General features: G+C 64.8%; 21 protein-coding genes. 6 read left to right on the plus strand and 15 right to left on the minus strand.

Annotation, left to right across the window (positions count from 1 at the left end; translation table 11 throughout):
• Positions 1-11: 11 nt before the first annotated feature.
• Positions 12-503 (minus strand): hypothetical protein, encoded by a 492-nt coding sequence (locus tag ACVJ19_RS26715; protein WP_453952109.1) that lies wholly within the window; start codon positions 501-503, stop codon positions 12-14.
• Positions 504-898: 395 nt separating this feature from the next.
• Here ACVJ19_RS26715 and ACVJ19_RS26720 point away from each other — a divergent pair, with 395 nt between their 5' ends.
• Together ACVJ19_RS26720 and ACVJ19_RS26725 are read left to right on the plus strand one after the other, a co-directional pair.
• A complete protein-coding gene (locus tag ACVJ19_RS26720) occupies positions 899-1,921 on the plus strand; it encodes an NADP-dependent oxidoreductase (protein ID WP_453952110.1) in 1,023 nt (340 codons plus the stop codon).
• A gap of 164 nt (positions 1,922-2,085) precedes the next feature.
• Complete coding sequence (locus ACVJ19_RS26725) at positions 2,086-2,394, plus strand: hypothetical protein (RefSeq protein WP_453952112.1); 309 nt, start codon at positions 2,086-2,088, stop codon at positions 2,392-2,394.
• Positions 2,395-2,404: 10 nt separating this feature from the next.
• Here ACVJ19_RS26725 and ACVJ19_RS26730 read toward each other — a convergent pair whose 3' ends face one another.
• The 10 genes from ACVJ19_RS26730 to ACVJ19_RS26775 form a co-directional block, all read right to left on the minus strand.
• Complete coding sequence (locus tag ACVJ19_RS26730) at positions 2,405-3,469, minus strand: LacI family DNA-binding transcriptional regulator (protein ID WP_453952114.1); 1,065 nt, start codon at positions 3,467-3,469, stop codon at positions 2,405-2,407.
• Between the two features lie 243 nt (positions 3,470-3,712).
• Positions 3,713-4,741 (minus strand): succinylglutamate desuccinylase/aspartoacylase family protein, encoded by a 1,029-nt coding sequence (locus tag ACVJ19_RS26735; protein WP_453952116.1) that lies wholly within the window; start codon positions 4,739-4,741, stop codon positions 3,713-3,715.
• 61 nt (positions 4,742-4,802) lie between these two features.
• A complete protein-coding gene (locus tag ACVJ19_RS26740; protein ID WP_453952118.1) occupies positions 4,803-5,141 on the minus strand; it encodes a RidA family protein in 339 nt (112 codons plus the stop codon).
• Between the two features lie 56 nt (positions 5,142-5,197).
• Positions 5,198-5,995 (minus strand): transporter substrate-binding domain-containing protein, encoded by a 798-nt coding sequence (locus ACVJ19_RS26745; protein WP_453952120.1) that lies wholly within the window; start codon positions 5,993-5,995, stop codon positions 5,198-5,200.
• 31 nt (positions 5,996-6,026) lie between these two features.
• A complete protein-coding gene (locus ACVJ19_RS26750) occupies positions 6,027-6,755 on the minus strand; it encodes an amino acid ABC transporter ATP-binding protein (RefSeq protein WP_453952121.1) in 729 nt (242 codons plus the stop codon).
• Positions 6,742-7,392: an amino acid ABC transporter permease gene (locus tag ACVJ19_RS26755; protein ID WP_453952122.1), complete on the minus strand. Its 651-nt coding sequence runs from the start codon at positions 7,390-7,392 to the stop codon at positions 6,742-6,744. Before ACVJ19_RS26755 ends, ACVJ19_RS26750 begins: the two co-directional genes overlap by 14 nt.
• Before the next feature lie 10 nt (positions 7,393-7,402).
• Complete coding sequence (locus ACVJ19_RS26760) at positions 7,403-8,062, minus strand: amino acid ABC transporter permease (protein ID WP_453952124.1); 660 nt, start codon at positions 8,060-8,062, stop codon at positions 7,403-7,405.
• Between the two features lie 10 nt (positions 8,063-8,072).
• On the minus strand, positions 8,073-9,368 hold the full coding sequence (locus ACVJ19_RS26765) for an alanine racemase (RefSeq protein ID WP_453952125.1): 1,296 nt from the start codon (positions 9,366-9,368) through the stop codon (positions 8,073-8,075).
• Between the two features lie 142 nt (positions 9,369-9,510).
• Positions 9,511-10,353 carry a metallophosphoesterase family protein gene (locus tag ACVJ19_RS26770; protein WP_453952127.1) on the minus strand — a complete coding sequence of 281 codons (843 nt, stop codon included), beginning with the start codon at positions 10,351-10,353 and terminating at the stop codon, positions 9,511-9,513.
• Between the two features lie 69 nt (positions 10,354-10,422).
• Positions 10,423-11,037 carry an acriflavin resistance protein gene (locus ACVJ19_RS26775; protein ID WP_453952129.1) on the minus strand — a complete coding sequence of 205 codons (615 nt, stop codon included), beginning with the start codon at positions 11,035-11,037 and terminating at the stop codon, positions 10,423-10,425.
• A 159-nt stretch (positions 11,038-11,196) separates the two neighbouring features.
• Between ACVJ19_RS26775 and ACVJ19_RS26780 the strand changes: the two genes are divergently transcribed.
• Together ACVJ19_RS26780 and ACVJ19_RS26785 are read left to right on the plus strand one after the other, a co-directional pair.
• On the plus strand, positions 11,197-11,619 hold the full coding sequence (locus tag ACVJ19_RS26780; RefSeq protein ID WP_453952131.1) for an MAPEG family protein: 423 nt from the start codon (positions 11,197-11,199) through the stop codon (positions 11,617-11,619).
• 35 nt (positions 11,620-11,654) lie between these two features.
• Entirely contained in the window at positions 11,655-12,956 is a 1,302-nt protein-coding gene (locus tag ACVJ19_RS26785) for an RsmB/NOP family class I SAM-dependent RNA methyltransferase (protein ID WP_453952132.1), read from the plus strand.
• A 256-nt stretch (positions 12,957-13,212) separates the two neighbouring features.
• On the opposite strand, the gene ACVJ19_RS26790 is transcribed toward ACVJ19_RS26785, so the two are convergent.
• From ACVJ19_RS26790 to ACVJ19_RS26805, 4 genes are all read right to left on the minus strand, one after another.
• Positions 13,213-13,422: a cold-shock protein gene (locus ACVJ19_RS26790; RefSeq protein ID WP_008141931.1), complete on the minus strand. Its 210-nt coding sequence runs from the start codon at positions 13,420-13,422 to the stop codon at positions 13,213-13,215.
• 267 nt (positions 13,423-13,689) lie between these two features.
• The gene (locus ACVJ19_RS26795; protein ID WP_453952134.1) at positions 13,690-14,022 is read right to left on the minus strand and encodes a DHCW motif cupin fold protein; all 333 of its coding nucleotides are present in this window, start codon (positions 14,020-14,022) and stop codon (positions 13,690-13,692) included.
• A gap of 35 nt (positions 14,023-14,057) precedes the next feature.
• A complete protein-coding gene (locus tag ACVJ19_RS26800) occupies positions 14,058-15,092 on the minus strand; it encodes an integrase core domain-containing protein (protein ID WP_456739457.1) in 1,035 nt (344 codons plus the stop codon).
• A 328-nt stretch (positions 15,093-15,420) separates the two neighbouring features.
• A complete protein-coding gene (locus ACVJ19_RS26805) occupies positions 15,421-15,792 on the minus strand; it encodes a nuclear transport factor 2 family protein (RefSeq protein WP_453952136.1) in 372 nt (123 codons plus the stop codon).
• Positions 15,793-15,942: 150 nt separating this feature from the next.
• On the opposite strand from ACVJ19_RS26805, the gene guaA reads away from it, so the two are divergent.
• Complete coding sequence (guaA, locus tag ACVJ19_RS26810; RefSeq protein WP_453952137.1) at positions 15,943-17,541, plus strand: glutamine-hydrolyzing GMP synthase; 1,599 nt, start codon at positions 15,943-15,945, stop codon at positions 17,539-17,541.
• A 221-nt stretch (positions 17,542-17,762) separates the two neighbouring features.
• Positions 17,763-19,115, plus strand: coding sequence for a tyrosine-type recombinase/integrase (locus tag ACVJ19_RS26815; RefSeq protein ID WP_453952139.1), 1,353 nt, complete (start codon positions 17,763-17,765; stop codon positions 19,113-19,115).
• Positions 19,116-19,160 lie beyond the last annotated feature (45 nt).

Below are 19,160 nucleotides of genomic sequence, written 5' to 3' on the forward strand. Positions count from 1 at the left end.
CTGACGCAAGGTTAGGTGTTGATCGCTGTCAGTGATGGGATCGGCGGAGCGGAGTGATCCAACTCCGCGGCGTCCGGTCTCTTGCTGTTGATGAACGACCAGATCAGCGCGACCTGCCACCCCAGGAGTCCGAACCAGGCTTCGCCGCCGAGGCCGACCCAACTGAGGATGCAGATGTCGACGGAGCAGAGGACGGCCACCGAGACGCTGAGGAAATTTGTCAAGAATACGAGCACGACATGGCGATGATTGAGAAAGACTGCGATCCATGTTGGCAGGAGGATAAGCACCAAAGCTGCAAGACCGCCTGCCGTTGTATGTAAGTCAGGGGACGTGCCTGCGAGCCACGCCATAAGCGTCGGGCCGATCACAAGCAGGAGTATCGGCAAGGCAGCGATGATGACCACTATTTTCCATGCGGTGCTCTTCGGGGCAGCGAGCCCCATCTGCCCGACTTGCAGCCTCAACGGCGCCATTTCCTGTCCAACTGTCATTTTGCCCATGGATCTTGTTGGTGAGGCCGCCGCGCACGGCAAAGGCGAGGCGATCTTCCCGGTACATCCTAGACTGGTGCGCTGATCGCGGCCTTAATCCGGCGCTTAAAATTCTAGGGAAGGATGACAACTTCCTAGCCTGCGCGGTCGAGGAGCGCCGTTCGTTTCCGCACTCGTGCCCCGGACGCAGCGCAGCACCTCTTCGGTGATGCGCTGCAGAGCCGGGGCCCATTTCTCCGCCTGATCGCGCGCGGCCATCTGGGTCCCGGCTCTGCGCAGCAGCGTTGCACGCTGCAGCGCGTCCGGGACACGAGAGAGGCACCTGTTTCCACTCCACCGCTTTTGTATTGACGCGCCTCGCTGCCTCCGCTTCCGTCGCCGTCGAAAGAAATCCGGAGGAAGCCATGTCCCAAGCCAAGCGCATCGTTCTCGCCGCACGTCCCGTCGGCGAGCCCAAGCCGTCTGATTTCCGCATCGAGGAATTCGCAGTGCCGACACCGGGGCAGGGCGAAGTCCTGCTGCGCACGATCTGGCTGTCGCTCGATCCCTATATGCGCGGCCGCATGAGCGAGGGGCCGTCCTACGCCGCGCCGGTGCCGATCGGCGGCGTGATGGAGGGTGAGGCGGTCAGCGAGGTCGCGGCCTCGAACAATCCTGACTTTGCCAAAGGCGACATCGTGCGCATCCGCTCCGGCTGGCAGACGCATGCGATCTCGAACGGCAAGGGCCTGATCAAGGTCGATCCGAAGCTCGGGCCGATCTCGACCTCCATTGGTGTGCTCGGCATGCCCGGCATGACCGCCTATACGGGCCTGCTCGACATCGGCAAGCCGCAAGAAGGCGAGACCGTCGTCGTCGCCGGCGCCTCCGGTGCGGTCGGCTCGGCCGTCGGCCAGATCGCCAAGATCAAGGGCGCCCGCGCGGTCGGCATCGCCGGCGGCAAGGACAAGTGCGACTACGTCGTGAAGGAGCTCGGCTTCGACGAGTGTCTCGATCATCGCGAAACCGATTTTCCGGCAAAGCTGAAATTCGCCTGCCCGAAAGGGATCGACGTCTATTTCGAGAATGTCGGCGGCGCCGTGTTCGAGGCGGTGTTTCCGCTGCTCAATCCGTTCGCCCGCGTGCCGGTTTGCGGCCTGATCGCGCATTACAACGACACTGAGGCCAAGCCGCCGAGATGGGCCGCATCCATGATGCGCGCGACCCTGACCAAGCGGCTGACCTTCCGCGGCTTCATCGTCTCCGACTTCGCGTCCCGCCACGGCGACTTCCTGCGCGACATGTCTGGCTGGGTCCGCGACGGCAAGGTCAAGTACAAGGAGTTCGTCACCGAGGGCCTGGAAAGCGCCCCTGGCGCCTTCATGGGCCTGCTGAAGGGGGCCAATTTCGGCAAGCAACTGGTCCGGGTCGGGCAAGATAAGGCTTAGCTGCAAGGCCTGATTTGGCCGCATCCAGCCCCGTCGGGGCGGTGGATGGTTAAGAAAGAGTCACTAATCGGTCACACCTGCCCGCAAAAGCCGCAGGTGTGACCGCCTGTTCATTGACGGACTAGCGAAGGCATTGAATCATCGTGCATATTTTAGGTGCTGCGATGTTAGAGATTGTTCTTTTCTGCGTAATCCTCCTGGCCGCCGGCTATTGGGCGACGATGTTCGTCATGGGCCGGCGCGACGACGTCATCCATGGCAAGTTCGTTCACGCCGAGGAGGAGGGCGATTTCACGCCAGCCGCGATGCCTGCGCCGCCGCCGTTCCCGAAGCGTCCGGTCAAGGCTGCGCAGCCCGCGAGTGTCCGGACCGCCAGTGTCCGGCCCGCGACCACCGAGGCCAAGCCCGTGAACAGCGCGGCGCTACAATCCTTGCTGGCCGCGATCCAGCAGGATCTCAAGAGCGTCGCTTAAATCGCAACGCTCAGACGCTGCCGCGTTCGATCAGGGACAATTCGACCGCGAGCCGCTGCTCGGCTGCCGGCGCACCGGACAGCCGCGCCAGGAGCAATTCCCCGGCAATCCGGCCCAGGGCCGCCGCATCGAAGGAGATGGTGGTGAGACCAGGCGTGATCTGATCAGCGACGTCGTTGTCGCCGAAACCGAGCACGGCGAGATCGCGCGGCACCGAGAGGCCGCGGGCGCGGGCTTCGATCAGCGCGCCGGTCGCGAGCAGGTCGTTGGCGCAGAACACGGCATCGACGTCGCCGCCGCGGTCGAGCAGGGCGGTGAAGGCGGCACGGCCGTCGACGAGGCCCGTGATCTCGCCGACACCGATCTCATGAACGATCTCGAGTCCAAGTTTGGCGGCTGCCGTCCGAAAACCGTCGCGGCGGAGCGCGCCACGGCCGCTGCTGCGGCCGACGAAGGCGACGCGGCGATGTCCGGCCTCTGCCAGCCTGCGCGCCGCCATGGCGCCGGCATCCGCATTGGGCAGGCCGACCAGCATGTCGATGGGATCGCGCGGAAACGCCCAGGTCTCGATCACGGGAATGCCGAGCTCGGCCAGCGCCGTGCGGTTCTCCTCGAGCTCGATGACGCCGGTGAACATCACCGCGGCGGGGCGGATGCCGCGCAGCGACTGGATCATCGCGACCTCCTTGGCATAGGAGTAGGAGGTCTGGCCGACCAGCACCTCGAAACCTTCCGGCTCCAGCGTTGCGGCGAAGCTGCGCACGGCGAGGCCAAACTGCTGGCTGAGGATGTTGGAGACGAAGGCGACGACCACGTTCGACCGGCCCGAGCGCAGCGCGCGCGCATGCGGGTTGGAGGCATAGCCGGTCGCCTCGATCACCTCGAGGATGCGCTCGCGGGTCTTGCGATTGACCTTCTCGGGATGGCGCAGCACCCGCGACACCGTGATCGGCGCGACGCCGGCGCGCTCGGCGACTTCCTCGATGCGCGGAGGCCGTCCGGTCGCATTGCTGCGGCCGGGCGGCGCCGGAATGCGCACCACGTCGTCATAGCTTGGCTTGGCCGGATCGGTCATCGAATCCTTGAAGAGTGTGACGTTAGGTCAGAGCATGAAGAGATCACATCGGATTGCAACCGCAACGGCAGTGCGCTCCCTCCCCCGCTTGCGGGGGAGGGCTGGGGAGAGGGTGTCTCCACGTCGGGATCGTCCAAGGCTTACGGACGAAATCCCCAAGAGGAGAAAGCCCTCACCCGGATCGCTTTCGCGATCCGACCTCTCCCGCAAGCGGGAGAGGTGCAGCGAACTCGTGGCGAGGTCTCACCGCACCATCACCTCCTCACGTGACAGCGCGCGGCCGACCTGGACCAGGCAGTCGCCGCTCTGGCTGTCGGTGTGCAGGCGCTGCGAGATCACGATGCCCTCGGCGGGGAAGCGCAGCACCTCTTCGGCAAGCTGGGGACGCTCGAAGTCGTGATACCATCCGGCGATGTCGCCGGCCTTCACCCGCGCACCGACGGTGACAGCGGGCTCGAACCAGCCACGGCGCGTCGCGAACACCGCCTGGGCATGGCTCTGCAATGCCAGCAACTCCGTCGCGCGCTCGACCGGTGCATGCGGCCCCAGCACCGGCGCCTGGACGAGGCCAAGCGCGAGCAGCAACCGGTCGACCGCGCGCGCGGTGAACGCCATGGTCTGCGGCGTGACGGTGCCGCCGCCGCCGAACTCGCCTGACAAGCCAATCGCGCCGGCGCGCGCGGCCGCGGCCATCGAGGTCGGCGCCGTGGCGCCGTTCTCGGCGACGAAGGCGAAGGGCATGCCGAGCCCTTCCATCAGGCGCAGCGCGTGGCCGAACATCTCGGGCGGTCCCTGCCGCTCGATCAGCGCGCAAGGCACGTGCGCCATCGAGGTGCCGCCGGAGTGGATGTCGAACACGACGTCGTGACGCGGAAACAGCTCGTGCTCGAGGAAGTGCGCCAGGCGGAAGGTCGGCGTGCCCGCGGCATCGCCCGGGAAAGCGCGGTTGAGATTGCCTTCGTCGAGCGGCGAGCGGCGGCGCGCCGCCATCACCGCGGGCAGGTTGGCGAAGGGCAGGATGGTGATCTCGCCCTTGATGGCGCTCGCATCTAACCGGCGATACAGCCGCGTCAGCGTGATCTCGCCCTCATATTCGTCGCCGTGATTGCCGGCCATCAACAGCAGCTTTGGGCCTGCGCCGTTCTTGATCCGGAAGATCGGGATCTTGAGCTGGAAGTAGGGGGAGCGGTCGATCGAGAAGGGAATGCCGAGATGGCCGGACCATTTCTGGTCCTTCTCGAAGTCGATCTCGTGGAAAAGTCCGGTATGCATGGGAAGCCTCGAGGCCGCGTCGTCGCCGGCGTCGGCCGAAGGTTGAAAGAAGGGCGGCGGCTTAGAGCAGCGCGACCGCGGTCATCTCGACGCGCAAATCGGCGAGGCGGGCTTCGACGCAGGCGCGCGCCGGCGGATTGGCCGGATCGATCCAGGCGTCGTAGACCGAGTTCATGGTGTCGAAGTCGGTGATGTGCGGCAGGAAGACGTTGACCGCGATCAGCTTGGAGCGGTCCGAGCCGGCCTCCTTCAGCAGCGCGTCGATCTTGGCGAGCACCTGCTGGGTCTGCGACACGATTCCCGCCTTGCGGTCATCGGCGACCTGGCCTGCGATGTGCACCATGCCGCCGGCGGCGACGGCCTGGCTCATGCGCGATCCCACGACGTAACGTTTGATCATCTCAATTCTCCTCGTGAAGGTCGGCTCCCGCTGATGCGGGAGCCGTGTGCGAGTTTTTACAGCGTCGGCAGCGTCTGCTCTTCCTTGAACCATTTCAGCTGAAGTGCGCCGAGCTTGCCGTTGAGCTTGTTGAAGAAGATGTCGGTGTTGATCCAGTTGAGCAGGTTCTGCTCGCCCTGGCGCACGCCGATATGGGCCGGCGACTGGCGGATCAGGAACTTCAGCTCGACCTCCTTGGTCGGGTTCTGATCCTGCACCTTCAGCGCGATGGCGCTGTTCTCCGCAAACGTGTCGGCCTGTCCGGCGAGATAGGCTGCGATCGCGGCCGGGGTGTCCTCGAAGCGCACCAGCTTCACCTTCGGCGCGTTGTCGGTGAGCCAGACGTCGAGCGTCGAGCCCTTGGCCACCGCAACGCTGCGGCCGTCGAGATTGTCGGGCTTCTTGCCGGTGGCTGCGGGAAGCGACTTCGCGCCATAGACGCCGAGATTCACCACCGCATAGGGCTGCGAGAACATCACCTGCTGGGCGCGCTCGGGCGTCGCGCCGAGACCGGCGATCAGCATGTCGATCTTGTCCGAGAGCAGGCTCGGGATGCGCGCAGCGCCCGTCACCGGCACGAGCTCGAGCTTCACGCCCATGTCGGCGGCGATCAGCTTGGCAAGATCAGCGTCAAGCCCGGCGATCTCGCCCTTGTCGTCCTTGAAGCCCCAGGGTGCTGCGTCGGTGAGAATGCCGACGCGAATCTTTCCGGCGCCGAGCACGTCCTGGAGCTTGTCGGCCTGCGCGAGGGTTGGGGCAGCGAGCACGGCGAGTGCAGTGGCTGCGATCGCAAAGAGGGACTTCAGTTGTCTCATGACTCTCTCCTGGTGGCGGATGGCTGGTTGATCATTTCGCGGAAGCGATGAAGCTTGCGAGCTCGGGGGTTTCAGGATTGGCGAACAGTTTTGCCGGTGGTCCCTGTTCCCAGACGCGGCCCTGGTGCATGAAGACGATGCGGTTGGCGACGTTGCGGGCAAAGCCCATCTCGTGGGTGACCAGGATCATGGTCATGCCCTGCTTCGCCATTGCCTCCATCACCTTCAGGACTTCGCCGACGAGCTCGGGGTCGAGCGCCGAGGTCACCTCGTCGAACAGCATGAGGTGAGGGGCCATGGCGAGGCAGCGCGCGATCGCAACGCGCTGCTGCTGGCCGCCCGAGAGCTGCTCGGGCCAGGCGTCGATCTTGTCGGCAAGGCCGACGCGGGTCAGCACATCCGCGGCCAGCGTGCGCGCTTTCGCCTTGTTGATGCGGCCGGTGAGCAGCGGGGCCAGCGTGATGTTGCGCTCGACCTTCAGATGCGGAAACAGGTTGAAGGCCTGGAACACGATGCCGACGCGCTGACGGAATTTTTTGAGGTCAGGCATCCCAGCGTGGACCTTCTGGCCCTCGACCCGGATCTCGCCGGAATCGACGCTCTCCAGCGCGTTGATGCAGCGGAGCAGCGTCGACTTGCCCGAGCCGGAGCGGCCGATGATGGTGACGATCTCGCCTTCCTCGACATCGAGCGAGACGCCTTTGAGCACCTCGACCTTGCCGAATGTCTTGTGCACGTCGCGGATTTCAACGAGAGCCATCGAGGCGGGCCTCCAGTGAGCGGGACCAGAGCGTGAGCGGCAGGCACAGCGCGAAATAGATCGCAGCGACCAGCGCGTAGGTGAGCAGCGGCTGGAACGTCGCCGCGCTCACCACTTGCCCGGCGCGGGCGAGCTCGACGAAGCCGAGGATCGAGGCGAGCGAGGTGCCCTTGATGAACTGCACCAGGAAGCCGACCGTCGGCGGCAGCGACAGCCGCAGCGCCTGTGGCGCGATGATGTGGCGGAACTGCTGCCAGGGGGAGAGACCGAGGCAGGCGCCGGCCTCCCATTGCGCCTGCTTCACGGCCTCGAGGCCGCCGCGCCAGATCTCGCCGAGGAAGGCGGCGGTGTAGAGCGTGTAGGCGACGGTCACGGCGATGAGCGCCGGCACCTGTATGCCCAAAAATACCGGCATGCCGAAATAGAAGAAGAACAAGAGGCCGAGCAGCGGCACGCTCTGGATCACCTGGATGCACGCCGCCATCGCCCAGCGCAGGCCCGCGAACCGGCTGATGCGGCCCAAGGCGAGCCCGAGCGCCAGCGGTGCGCCGAAGGCGAGCGCGAGCGCGACCAGCGCGACGGTCCAGCGCAGCGCCGCAAACAGCGAGACGAAATCGATGAGGGAAAAGGATCGCATCGCTCGTCCCTCAGCGCCGCCGCGGCCAGCGGAAGGCGGCCAGACTGATGACGGCGAACAGCGCCTTGAACGACATTGCCATCGCGAAATAGACCGCGCAGATCACCGCATAGACCTCGAAGCTGCGATAGGTGCGGCTCTCGATGAAGCCGGCGACGTGGAACAGCTCGTCGGCGGCAACTTGCGAGGCGAGCGAGGTGCCGAGCAGCAGCAGCACGAACTGGCTGGTGACCGCCGGATAGGCGTTGCGCAGCGCCGGCGGCAGGATGATGTGGCGAAACACCTGCCAGCCCGATAGCCCGAGGCACTGACCGGCCTCGACCTGGCTGCGCGGAATGGAATCGAGGCCAGCGCGGATGATCTCGACGGAGTAGGCGCCGAAATAGAGCGACAGCGCCACGGCGGCGGCTTCGAAGGCCGGCAGCTTCAGGCCGAAGTTCGGCAGCACGAAGAACACGATGAAGATCTGGATCAGCGACGGCGTGTTGCGGAACAGCTCGATGTAGAAGCGCACCAGCCAGCGCAGCGGCGTGATGCGCCCCTTCAGCGCGACCGCGCCAGCGATGCCGATCACGAGCCCGGCCAGCGCCGAGATCACCGTCAGCTCCAGCGTGACGATGGCGCCGTCGATGAGCTGGTTCTGGTAGCGCCAGAGCGGCAGGAAGTTCATCGCACCGCTCTCAGCCGAACTGGGTGGGGAGGGCGCGCGTCACGACGCCGTCGGCGTCGAGGCCGAAGATGACGCGCCAGCGGTCGAGGCAGGTGCAGGGATGCGAGATGCCGAAGGCGATGATGTCGCCGACCGCAAGCGCAGCTTCTGGCGCGACGGAGAGGAACGCATGCTGGTCGTTGAGGCGCGTCACGGTGAGCGCAGTAGCGAGCCCTTGCAGCTCGACGCCGTCGCGGAAGACGCGCAAGGGCACGGGCAGTCCCTGGTCGAAGGAGGCATCGCGCATACCGAAGCCTGCGATCGCAAGCCCGGCTTCGGGCCGCGACAGCACCTCGGCCCAGAGCGTCAGCGCGGGCCGGAAGCCCTCCATGGCGGAGTGGCGCAGACCGTCAACGAGCAGGCCGCCGCGGCGATCGACTTCCGCGAAGGCGCGCGCATAGATGCCGTGGTCGGCGAAGAACAGCGCGCCGGAGCGCAGGATCACGCTGGCATTGCCGTCGGCCTGCGCCACCGGCGCCAGCGCGTGTGCGACGATATCGAAATAGGCGGAGCCGCCGGCGCTCATGATCAATGATCGCTGCGGAGCGGCGGCGCGCACCAGCGCGAAGGCGTCGATGGTACGCTCCAGCAGCGCCGCGATCGCGCGCATCGTGGTGTCGGTATCGGACGTTGCGGCTGCGCCCTCATAGGTCGCGACGCCGCCGAGCACGAGCCGGTCGGCACCGAGCACGGCCGCGGTCGTTGCCTCGACCGCGGCGCGATCGCGCGCGCCGGCGCGGCCCGCACCGAGCTCGACCAGCACCGACAATTCGCTGCGTCCCGCGATCCGCGCCGCCTCGGCAAGCGCTGCGACCGCGGCCGGTGAATCCGCGAAGGCGTGAAATTCGACGTCGGGATAGGCGCTCAAGTGCGCGCCGAGCCGCCGGCCGGCGGCGAGCCCGCCGATCTCGTTGGCCAGCAGCAGACGACGCTCGCCGCTCGCGAGCAGCACGGCAGCCTGCTGGATGTTGGCGACCGTCGTGCCCCAGGCACCGGCTGCGCGCAGCGAGCGCGCCAGCTTCGGCGACATCGGCGTCTTGGCGTGCGGCGCGACGGCAACGCCGGCGCTCTTGCACCAATTCAGGAAGAGGTCGCGGTTGGCGGCGAAGGCGGCTTCATCAAGGGTGAGGGCGGGCAGGGCGAGATCGCCGCGCGCAGGTGACCAGCGCTGGCTGCCGATGTCCTCAGTGGCGACGCCATCGACCAGGGGAATGCCCCGAATGGTCGTCGAAAGGCGTTGGCTATCCCACCGGGACAAGAACTGCATTGTCGCTCCCTCGGCGGCCCTCGACCGCTAAAGCGAACGATATGTTCGAATGACAACGTTGTCATTAGTTAAATTTAGCCAAGATGGGGACAAATTCGATGCAGTGCGGTATCTTGGTAAGGATAAGTGCCGTCGGATTGAGCTAGTGCTCCCCGCCCATCTGGACGAGGACTTCCTCGATATCGATATCGGCCTGACCCGCCGCCCTGAGGTGGCGGACCTCGAGGCTATCGCGTCGGAAGCGGTACTCGACGAGGCCGGTCTCCTTGATCGCGATGCGGTCCTGGCGCGCGTCGTTGATCCTGAAGCCGACCGACGGCGCCCAGACGTGACGGGTGTGGTGGAAGGTGAAGTCGCGCCGCTGATGCACGTGGCCGCTGGCGATGAGGCGCAGGTCGACACGCGCGAACATCTCGATCAGCCGCGCGCGCGCCGGCTGCGGCACGTAGCGGATCGAGGTCTCATGTGTCTCGGGATCGTCAGGCAGATTGAGAAACAGCGGCTTGTGCAGAAACAGCGCGACCGGCCTGCCGTTCACGCGCGCGATCTCGGAGGCGAGCCAGTCGAACTGCTCGGCCTCGAAGGCGAGTCCTGAGTTCATCACCAGCGTGTTGAGGCCGATGAAGCGCCAGCCCGCGGCTTCGAACGACCAATGGTCCTCGCCGATGATCTCGCAGAATTGCCGGCGGTGCGCTTCCGTGACCGGCGGCTTTGGCGCCGGCCCGATCGCAGTCGGATTGTCGCCGATGTCGTGATTGCCGGGGATGTAGCGGCAGGGAACGGGCAGTGCGTTATGCAGACCCTTCGCGAATTCAACATCGTCGCGGCTGGTCGGCCCATCGAAGGAAACGTCGCCGGTGTTGATGACGAGGTCGGGTCTGTCGGCATCGATGTGCTCGCAGACCGCCTGGAAGTTCGCGATCAGGCCGGGAAAGCGCCCGCCGAGATGGGTGTCGGAAATCTGCGTGAGGCGAAATTCGGACATGGGCCGATCATAGGCCGAGCCACGCGTCGGAACGATGACGGCACGCCACGTTTCGCGACCGAACAAAGTTTAAAGCACGCGATAGCGGATCGTGTAGGCGTCCTGCGGGGCGACCGCGCCCGCCAGTGGTGAGGCGATGCGGTCGGCGAGGTGCCAGGGGCCGAACTGCTCGGTGCGATGCGGCTCGGCGGGCAGGCGCAGGCGGAATTCGAACGTGCCCTTGCCGGGCAGGTTCACGACCAGCACGCGGTCCGCGGTGCGATGGTTGAGCCCGACCGCGCCGCGCAGCACCGCGCGTCCGTCGGCGAGGTCGCGCACGCCGTCGACCAGGGCCAGGGTCTGGTTGCGGTCGGTGTGCAGCTCGATCTGGGTGTCGGTCACCGCCGCCAGCATTTCCCGGGGCATGCGGATCTCGAACTCGACCGCAGGCTTCGACGGGTTGAGGCCGAGATAGGCGAGCGCGGCGTGGCGCATGTCGTAGGCGGCAAAGGCGAGCAGGGCGATGGCGGCGAGTGTGGCAAGGCCATGCCTGATGACATCGCGCCAGCTCCGGTAGCTCAGGCGGAAATACACGGTCATCGCCAGCGCCACCGCGAGCGCCGCGGCGATACCTGATAGCGCCGACATCAGGATGCCGAGTCCGCCATCGGCGGATTCGGTCAAAAGGCTGGACAGGGTGTTCATGGCGCTGGCTCGCCTTGCGCCCCGAAAAGGGGCCGAAATTGCTTGAACAATCAGGGGTTGGTCGCAAGAGCGGGAACACCGGTTCAACTCGCTGATTGTCAGCGTGAGAAGTCGCGGCTAATGACGGTCCGCGGCGATCCGCCTTACGGGAAAGTTCCGATGTCCGTCCAAATGGTCCTGCTGCCTGTCTTCGTGCAGGTCGGTCTCACCTTCGCGCTCCTGATCGGCATGGTGTTCGCGCGCCGCCGCTCGCTGGTCTCGGGCGAGACCAAGATCCGCGACATTGCGCTGGGCGAGCCGAACTGGCCCAAGGACGCCACCCAGGTCGGCAATTGCTACCGCAACCAGTTCGAGCTGCCGGTGCTGTTCTACGCCTTGATCGCGCTGGCGCTGCCGCTGCGCCATGCCGATCTCTTCATCGTACTGATGTCCTGGGTATTCGTGGTGGCGCGCTTTGCCCATGCCGGCGTGTTCGTCTCCTCCAACGATCTCGGCCGCCGCTCCACGATCTGGCTCGCCGGCGCGCTCGTGCTGCTCGCGATGTGGATCTACTTCGCGCTGAGAATGCTCTTGCTGATCTGATGCTTAGCCGTCGGATCTAATCTGAAAGATTTGAAATGACCCCCGCTGCCCGGCTGTCCGCAGCCATTGAACTGATCGACACCATCGAGAAGGACCGCGTGCCAGCGGCCAAGGCGCTGAAGGAGTGGGGCACCGCGCACCGCTTCGCCGGCTCCGGCGACCGCGCCGCGATCGCCGGCCTCGTTTGGGACGTGCTGCGCCGCTACGCCTCGAGCGCTTACCTCATGGACGCAGACACCGCGCGTGCACGGCTGATCGGCATGCTCCGCCTCGAGCGCGACATGGACACGGCCACCATGGCCGCGCTGTTCGACGGCAGCCGCTTCGCGCCGGCGCCGCTGACGGAAGGAGAGCAGGCGGCGCTCAGCCAGCGCTCCCTGAAGGACGCGCCTGCTTCCGTCGCCGGCGACTACCCGGAATGGCTCGATCCGCACTTCGCAAAAATGTTCGGCGAGGACCGTTCGGCGGAGACGGCTGCGATGGCGAGCCGGGCGCCGCTGGATCTGCGGGTCAACACGCTAAAATCCAATCGCGACAAGGTGCTGCGCAATCTTGCTCATCTTCATGCGAAACCGACGCCGTGGTCGACAACGGGTTTGCGCATCGAGCTTTCGGCCGATGCGCGCAACCCCGGCATCCAGGCGGAAGAGGATTTCATCAAGGGCGCCATTGAAGTGCAGGATGAGGGATCGCAGCTTGCGGCCCAGTTCACCGCGGCAAAACCCGGCGAGCAGGTGATCGATCTCTGCGCCGGCGCCGGCGGCAAGACCCTGGCGCTCGCCGCGCTGATGCAGGGCAAGGGCCGGCTGATTGCGACCGACCGCGACAAGCGCCAGCTTGTCCCGATCCACGAGCGCCTGTCGCGCGCCGGCGTCCACAATGCCGATATCCGCACGCCCAAGGGCGAGGCCGATCCGCTCGCCGACATCCGCAGCTCCGCCGACCTCGTCGTGATCGATGCGCCCTGCACGGGAACCGGAACCTGGCGCCGCAACCCGGACGCCAAATGGCGCATGCGGCCGGGCGCGCTGGAGATCCGCCTGCGCGACCAGGCCGAGGTGCTCGAGCGGGCGGTTCCCCTGGTCAAGCCGGGCGGCCGCATCGCCTACATCACCTGCTCGGTGCTGTCGGAAGAGAACGGCGAGCAGGTGAGGGCGTTCGTCGGCCGCCATCCCGACTTCGCGGTGGTGCCGCCCGAGCAGACCGCCAGCGTGCTCTGGGACAAGGCCGAGGCTTTTGCCGACGCCGCGCTGCGGTCGGACGAAGGCTGGCTGATGACGCCGCGCCGCACGGGAACCGACGGCTTCTTCGTCTCGGTGTTGAAAAAGGTCTCGTAGGGTGGGCAAAGGCGCGCCCTTCGCGCGCCGTGCCCACCATCTCTCGATCACCTGAGAAAGACGTGGGCACGCTTCCGCCTTCGCTCTTCGAGCTACGGCGGACAAGTCGCTTTGCTCACCCTACGGCACGACAACGCCGATGATCGACGTTGTCATTCCGCCCCAAAACAAAAGCCCCGCGGACCGATCCCGGTCGCGGGGCTTTCTTTTTCTAGCGTTCTGCCGGTACGTCCGCGGTCAGAACGTTGCGCCGGCGTTAGCCGACGCGGAGATTGTCAGCCGACGACTTGCCGCTGCGGCGGTCGGCGACGATGTCGAACGAGACCTTCTGACCCTCGTTGAGGGAAGAGAGGCCGGCGCGCTCGACGGCGCTGATGTGGACGAACACGTCCTTCTGGCCGTCGTCCGGCTGGATGAAACCATAACCCTTTTGGGTGTTGAACCACTTCACGGTGCCCATAGCCATGGGAAATTTCCTTTAGTTAGTTAGAGACGGTACGCACGTGGACCGGAACGCGTCGCTGCGCCCATAGTCCTGATGAGTCGATGTTTTGGAGAAATCATCTGAAGCGTGCGCGCCTGTCTTAGACGAGGCGAAGCGGCCCAGTCGTTCGGCCAAGTATCGATGATCACAATATAGCGAGATAATTGGACTTCTTCAAGGCACCACCCGTGGTCCGGCACGTCCCGGGACTTTGCTATTTTGCGGTGCAAATGCACCGCAATTCAGCCCTCAATCGACGATGAAAAGCGTCGCTCCGGTGGCCGTCGAGGACCGGTGCGCGGCGTCGCCGAAGTCCGAGACCTGGTAGCTCATGCCCGCCGTCAGCTTGAACTTGCGGCCGTCGCGCAGTTCCGAATCGAGCTCGCCCTTGACCACGAAGATGACGTGGCCGCGGTCGCACCAATGGTCGGCGAGGTAGCCCGGCGAATACTCGACCATCCGCACCCGGAGATCGCCGATATTGAGCGTGCGCCAGAGCGCCTGGCCGCTCTCGCCGGCATGCGTCGTCGGCGCAACCTTGCTCCAGTCGGTGACGGTGAAGGGGGAGGTGGGGAGTTTCATCGGGGAGTCCTGTGTCAGAGCCGGCAGTGTTTTTGTTATCGCACGGCGCGCCCGCAGTCTCCGTCATTGCTGTCGATGTTCAATAATTCGCTGATTGGATCGCGGTGGTCTTGGTCGCGGCAAAGGTCTTGGGAGTTTGTCCCGCCAAGGCCTGATGGGGTCTGTGGTTTGTTGTAGTAGACGAGGTACTCGAACAGTTCATTGGCGAAGTGGTCGAGGTTGTCGAAGGTCGCGCCGTCGATGACGTCGTCATCGAGGGTACGCCAGAAGCGTTCGACCTTGCCGTTGGTCTGCGGCCGATAGGGCCTGGTGTAGCGGTGTTTGATGCCGAGCTCGAGCAGCATGGCCTCGAACGGATGCTCGCCCGGCTTGGTGCGGGCGGCGAACTCGGCGCCGTTGTCGGACAGGATTTCCTGGAAGACGAGCCCATAGGTGACGTTGAGGGTGTTGATCATCTTCAGGGTCTTGAACATGACCGGCAGCGCCTTCTTGGATGTCAGGACCTCGGCCCAGGCCAGACGCGAGCAGCTGTCGATCAGGCTGATGATGTAGGCCGTGACCGGGGGTGGCGCGAGGAACATATCGCGCGGCAATTGATGCAGATCGACGTGGCCCAGCTCCCCGAGCTTGTCCTTGATAATACGGCGTTTCTCCTCACGCATCGCCGGCGTGCGGCGGTTCAGGCGGTAGCGTTTCAGCACCCGGTAGATCGTGATCGGCGAAGGTACCGTGTCGCGCGTTTCGCGCAAGACGGCATGAATCTCATAACGGTTCATCCCCCGCTTGCGATGGGCGACGATCTCCGCCTCGATCCCTTCCGGCTCGCGCCGTTCCCGCCACTTCGGGCCGCGCCGCCGCGGCAGCAGATCCGCGTCCTCGCCGCTCTGCAGATAGCGATTGTAATACTTGCGGAACGTCTGCGAGCAGGTCCCGTGGTGCCGGTAGAAGTCGCCGACCCGCTCGAACAGCGGCGATCGGCCAGCCTTCACCGCCTCATACTCCGAAATCAGAAAGCGCCACTTGTGCAGATAGTTGCGTTCAACCGTTCGGTCATAGCTGTTGTCTCGCATCGGATCGTTCCTCCGCTGGAGCGATCCAATCAGCGAATTAGTGAACATGCACAATTGCGAGCGCAGCGAAGCAATCCAGAAATGCATCCGCGGCGGCAGTCTGGATTGCTTCGCTCCGCCCGCAATGACGATGTTGAAGCAGCGCGCTCCATTTCCATCACCGTCACCCTGAGGTGGCCGCTTCTTCAGCGGCCCTCGAAGGGCGACGGCCCGGCTGCTGCATCCGGGCCGTGCATCCTTCGAGGCTCCCCATGCGCCGCTTCGCGCCGCATGCCTCGCACCTCAGGATGACGGAAAAAGAGCGGAATCGCTGCGCCAAAAGCAGTCGTCACCCCACCAAATGGTTCGCCGATCCCTGCACGATCAGCCCCGCATCGTTCACCCGCAGATACTCGCAGATCTTCTTCCCGCGCTCGTTCGCGTAAAACACCACGACACTGTCAGGGCTGACGAACACATCGATCAGCGAAAAATGCAGCCCCGGCAGCAGCCCCAGCGCCTTGCCCCAATAGGCCCGCAAGCTTTCCGTGCCGCGCACGGTCCCGCTGGCATCGAACCCCAGCATGGGGATGCGGTCCGAGGTCATCACGGCCGCCTCGTCATAGAGCGCGAGCACGCGGTCGAGGTCGCGCGCGTTCCAGGCCTCGACCCAGGTCCGGCCGAGCGCGGCCAGCGTTGATGGCTGATGATGTTGTGACATGAGCGTTCTCCCTGATCGGCCCCTGTTGAGTAGCGAGGCAAATTAGGTCAATATGACTTACCTATATCCATTTGTCCATGCCCAAAGAAGAATGTGGGCGCGCGAGCGAGCGCGGTTGCGGGCGGGGGCTCCGTCGCGTATCTGCTTGCCATGACAGCAGCACAGAACGACCGCTCCGCGTCGACGCCCTCCGTGGCCTCGGCGCATGACAAGATTCTCATCGTCGACTTCGGCAGCCAGGTGACGCAGCTGATCGCGCGTCGCGTGCGCGAGGACGGCGTCTATTGCGAGATCGTCCCGTTCAACAAGGCGGAAGCCGCCTTCAACGAGATGAAGCCGAAAGCGGTGATCCTCTCCGGTGGCCCGGAGTCGGTGCACGAGGCCGGCTCCCCCCGCGCCCCGCAATTGATCTTCGATTCCGGCGTGCCCGTGATGGGCATCTGCTACGGCCAGATGACCATGGCGGCCCAGCTCGGCGGTGAGGTCGAGGGCGGCCATCATCGCGAATTCGGCCGCGCCGATGTCGAGGTGAAGGCCGGAAGCAAGCTGTTCGAGGACGTCTGGACATCAGGCAGCAAGAACCAGGTCTGGATGAGCCACGGCGACCGCATCACCAGGATGCCGCCGGGCTTCTCCGTCGCCGGCACCTCGCCGAACGCGCCCTTCGCGATCATCCAGGACGAGAAGCGCAAATATTACGGCCTGATGTTCCACCCCGAAGTGGTGCACACGCCCGACGGCGCAAGGCTGATCCGCAACTTCGTGCGCAAGATCGCCGGCCTCACCGGCGACTGGACCATGCGCGCCTTCCGCGAGGAGGAGATCGCAAAGATCCGCCAGCAGGTCGGCAAGGGCAGGGTGATCTGCGGCCTTTCCGGCGGCGTCGATTCAGCCGTCGCGGCCGTGCTGATCCACGAGGCCATCGGCGACCAGCTCACCTGCGTGTTCGTCGATCACGGCCTGATGCGCCTCAACGAGGCCGAGCAGGTCGTCGACCTTTTCCGCCACCACTACAACATCCCGCTCGTGCACGTGGATGCCTCGAAGCAATTCCTCGGCGAGCTCGAAGGCGTCACCGATCCCGAAGTGAAGCGCAAGACCATCGGCCGCCTCTTCATCGAGGTGTTCGAAGCCGAAGCCAAGAAGATCGGCGGCGCCGACTTCCTCGCGCAGGGCACGCTCTATCCTGATGTGATCGAGAGCGTCTCCTTCACCGGCGGACCTTCAGTCACCATCAAGTCGCACCACAATGTCGGCGGCCTGCCCGAGCGCATGAACATGAAGCTCGTCGAGCCCCTGCGCGAGCTGTTCAAGGACGAGGTCCGCAAGCTCGGCCGCGAGCTCGGCCTCCCCGAAATCTTCGTCGGCCGCCACCCGTTCCCGGGCCCGGGCCTCGCCATCCGCTGCCCCGGCGACATCACCAGGGACAAGCTCGACATCCTCAGGAAAGCGGACGCCGTCTACATCGACCAGATCCGCAAGCACGGCCTCTACGACGAGATCTGGCAGGCCTTTGCCGTGCTGCTCCCGGTGAAGACCGTCGGCGTCATGGGCGACGGCCGCACCTACGATTATGTGGTTGGCCTGCGCGCCGTCACCTCCACCGACGGCATGACCGCCGACTTCTACCAGTTCGACATGAAGTTCCTGGGCGAGACCGCCACGCGCATCATCAACGAGGTGAAGGGCGTGAACCGGGTGGTGTACGACGTGACCAGCAAGCCGCCCGGGACGATTGAGTGGGAGTGATTTAGGATCGTGTCACGGCGTCTCGCGCTGTACCACGATTGCGAAAAAAATGAATTGCGACAAGGGTTTACTTATCCCATGTCGTATCAATCGATTTCGCTCTATCCCGGCCATTTTGTCGGTATGGGTGACGGTACAGTTTAGAGCGGCGAAAATCACCGCTCGCTGTACCGTCAAGCAGGTTGACGGTATCAAGCGGCGAATCCAACCTGGAGGCTGCTTTGCCTGATCTGACCGACAAAACCCTGGGCGCACTGAAACCCAAGGACAAGCCCTACAAGGTGAGCGACCGCGACGGCATGTATGCCGCCGTCCTGCCCACCGGCACGATTTCTTTCCGCTACGACTACCGCATGAACGGCCGGCGCGAGACGCTGGCGATTGGTCGTTACGACAGTTCGCCGAGCCGCAGCAGGCAAACACGCGAGCCCGAGGCGCTGGAATTCGGCATGGACGTGTCACTGCGCGAGGCACGCACGCTGCTGGATCGCGCCAGGCGCGACGTGGAGCGGGGCGAGTCACCGTCACGGGCGAAGGTGGAGAAGCGCACCCAAGCGGCCGAGGCGCTGACCTTCGCGGGCTGGGCAGAGAGCTACTTCCAACACAAGGCCGATCCCAAGAGCGGAGCCGAGCAGCTGGCGGACAGCACGCTGGCGTTTCGCCGCTCCACGTACCGCCGCGTCATCGAGCCAGAGCTAGGCCGGCTCAAGCTGGAGGAAGTGACGCCGCAGCGGCTGATGAGGCTGTGCGATGACGCCAAGGCGAAGCGCGGCCCCGCCGTCGCTGTCCACGTCCGCGAAGTGGTGCAGGCGGTGTTCAGGCACGCGCAGGGCAGGGGCCAGGCCGTCAGCAATCCGGCCGAAGCATTGCGAGCAAGCGCCATTGCTACGTTTAAAGCGCGCGACCGTGCATTGACGCCAGCCGAGATTCGCAAATTCCTTGCTGCGCTGGAGCAGGTAGCCACCACGCCCACGCTACGCCTGGCGTTGAAATTCGTTTTACTGACTGGCGTTCGCAAAAGTGAATTCATTGATGCGATCTGGGGCGAGGTGGACTTCGACGCCGAGCGCTGGACAATTCCTGCCGCCAGGATGAAAGCCGGGAACGCGCATGTGGTGCCGTTGAGCGAACAAGCATTGGACATTCTGACCGCATTGCGTTCGTGTTTTGGGTCTAGCCAATACTTGCATCCAGGCCGATACGACAGCGAGACGCCGATTTCCAATGCAACACTAAACCGCGTAATTGATGCGGCGGTGGAGCGAATTAAAAAAGACGCCCCCGAATTTCAAACGTTCGGTGTGCACGATTTGCGCCGCACCTTTTCCACCGGCCTCAATCGCGCGAAATTCGATGAGCGGTGGATTGAAATGTCGCTGGCCCACGCACCCCGCAATCGAATTGCGGCCGTCTACAACACAAACCGTTATCTGGCCGAAAGAAAAATTATGCTGCAGTGCTGGGCCGACATGGTGGACGCCTGGGTACGCGGCGAGTCAGCGCGCGAGCTGATCGCGGATGCCAAGCGGCGGGCGGCAGAGGTACACGAAGATGACCTGGACGATGATCTATAGACGCGCGCGCATCGTTTAAACACTACAAGCCCGGCCATGCGCCGG

The organism is Bradyrhizobium sp. USDA 376 (assembly GCF_054063675.1).

Excerpts from the sequence above, each read along its gene's own strand:
- ACVJ19_RS26715 (WP_453952109.1), bottom strand. The coding sequence starts at position 503 with ATGGGCAAAATGACAGTTGGACAGGAAATGGCGCCGTTGAGGCTGCAA.
- ACVJ19_RS26720 (WP_453952110.1), top strand. The coding sequence starts at position 899 with ATGTCCCAAGCCAAGCGCATCGTTCTCGCCGCACGTCCCGTCGGCGAG.
- ACVJ19_RS26725 (WP_453952112.1), top strand. The coding sequence starts at position 2,086 with ATGTTAGAGATTGTTCTTTTCTGCGTAATCCTCCTGGCCGCCGGCTAT.
- ACVJ19_RS26730 (WP_453952114.1), bottom strand. The coding sequence starts at position 3,469 with ATGACCGATCCGGCCAAGCCAAGCTATGACGACGTGGTGCGCATTCCG.
- ACVJ19_RS26735 (WP_453952116.1), bottom strand. The coding sequence starts at position 4,741 with ATGCATACCGGACTTTTCCACGAGATCGACTTCGAGAAGGACCAGAAA.
- ACVJ19_RS26740 (WP_453952118.1), bottom strand. The coding sequence starts at position 5,141 with ATGATCAAACGTTACGTCGTGGGATCGCGCATGAGCCAGGCCGTCGCC.
- ACVJ19_RS26745 (WP_453952120.1), bottom strand. The coding sequence starts at position 5,995 with ATGAGACAACTGAAGTCCCTCTTTGCGATCGCAGCCACTGCACTCGCC.
- ACVJ19_RS26750 (WP_453952121.1), bottom strand. The coding sequence starts at position 6,755 with ATGGCTCTCGTTGAAATCCGCGACGTGCACAAGACATTCGGCAAGGTC.
- ACVJ19_RS26755 (WP_453952122.1), bottom strand. The coding sequence starts at position 7,392 with ATGCGATCCTTTTCCCTCATCGATTTCGTCTCGCTGTTTGCGGCGCTG.
- ACVJ19_RS26760 (WP_453952124.1), bottom strand. The coding sequence starts at position 8,062 with ATGAACTTCCTGCCGCTCTGGCGCTACCAGAACCAGCTCATCGACGGC.
- ACVJ19_RS26765 (WP_453952125.1), bottom strand. The coding sequence starts at position 9,368 with ATGCAGTTCTTGTCCCGGTGGGATAGCCAACGCCTTTCGACGACCATT.
- ACVJ19_RS26770 (WP_453952127.1), bottom strand. The coding sequence starts at position 10,353 with ATGTCCGAATTTCGCCTCACGCAGATTTCCGACACCCATCTCGGCGGG.
- ACVJ19_RS26775 (WP_453952129.1), bottom strand. The coding sequence starts at position 11,037 with ATGAACACCCTGTCCAGCCTTTTGACCGAATCCGCCGATGGCGGACTC.
- ACVJ19_RS26780 (WP_453952131.1), top strand. The coding sequence starts at position 11,197 with ATGTCCGTCCAAATGGTCCTGCTGCCTGTCTTCGTGCAGGTCGGTCTC.
- ACVJ19_RS26785 (WP_453952132.1), top strand. The coding sequence starts at position 11,655 with ATGACCCCCGCTGCCCGGCTGTCCGCAGCCATTGAACTGATCGACACC.
- ACVJ19_RS26790 (WP_008141931.1), bottom strand. The coding sequence starts at position 13,422 with ATGGCTATGGGCACCGTGAAGTGGTTCAACACCCAAAAGGGTTATGGT.
- ACVJ19_RS26795 (WP_453952134.1), bottom strand. The coding sequence starts at position 14,022 with ATGAAACTCCCCACCTCCCCCTTCACCGTCACCGACTGGAGCAAGGTT.
- ACVJ19_RS26800 (WP_456739457.1), bottom strand. The coding sequence starts at position 15,092 with ATGCGAGACAACAGCTATGACCGAACGGTTGAACGCAACTATCTGCAC.
- ACVJ19_RS26805 (WP_453952136.1), bottom strand. The coding sequence starts at position 15,792 with ATGTCACAACATCATCAGCCATCAACGCTGGCCGCGCTCGGCCGGACC.
- guaA (WP_453952137.1), top strand. The coding sequence starts at position 15,943 with ATGACAGCAGCACAGAACGACCGCTCCGCGTCGACGCCCTCCGTGGCC.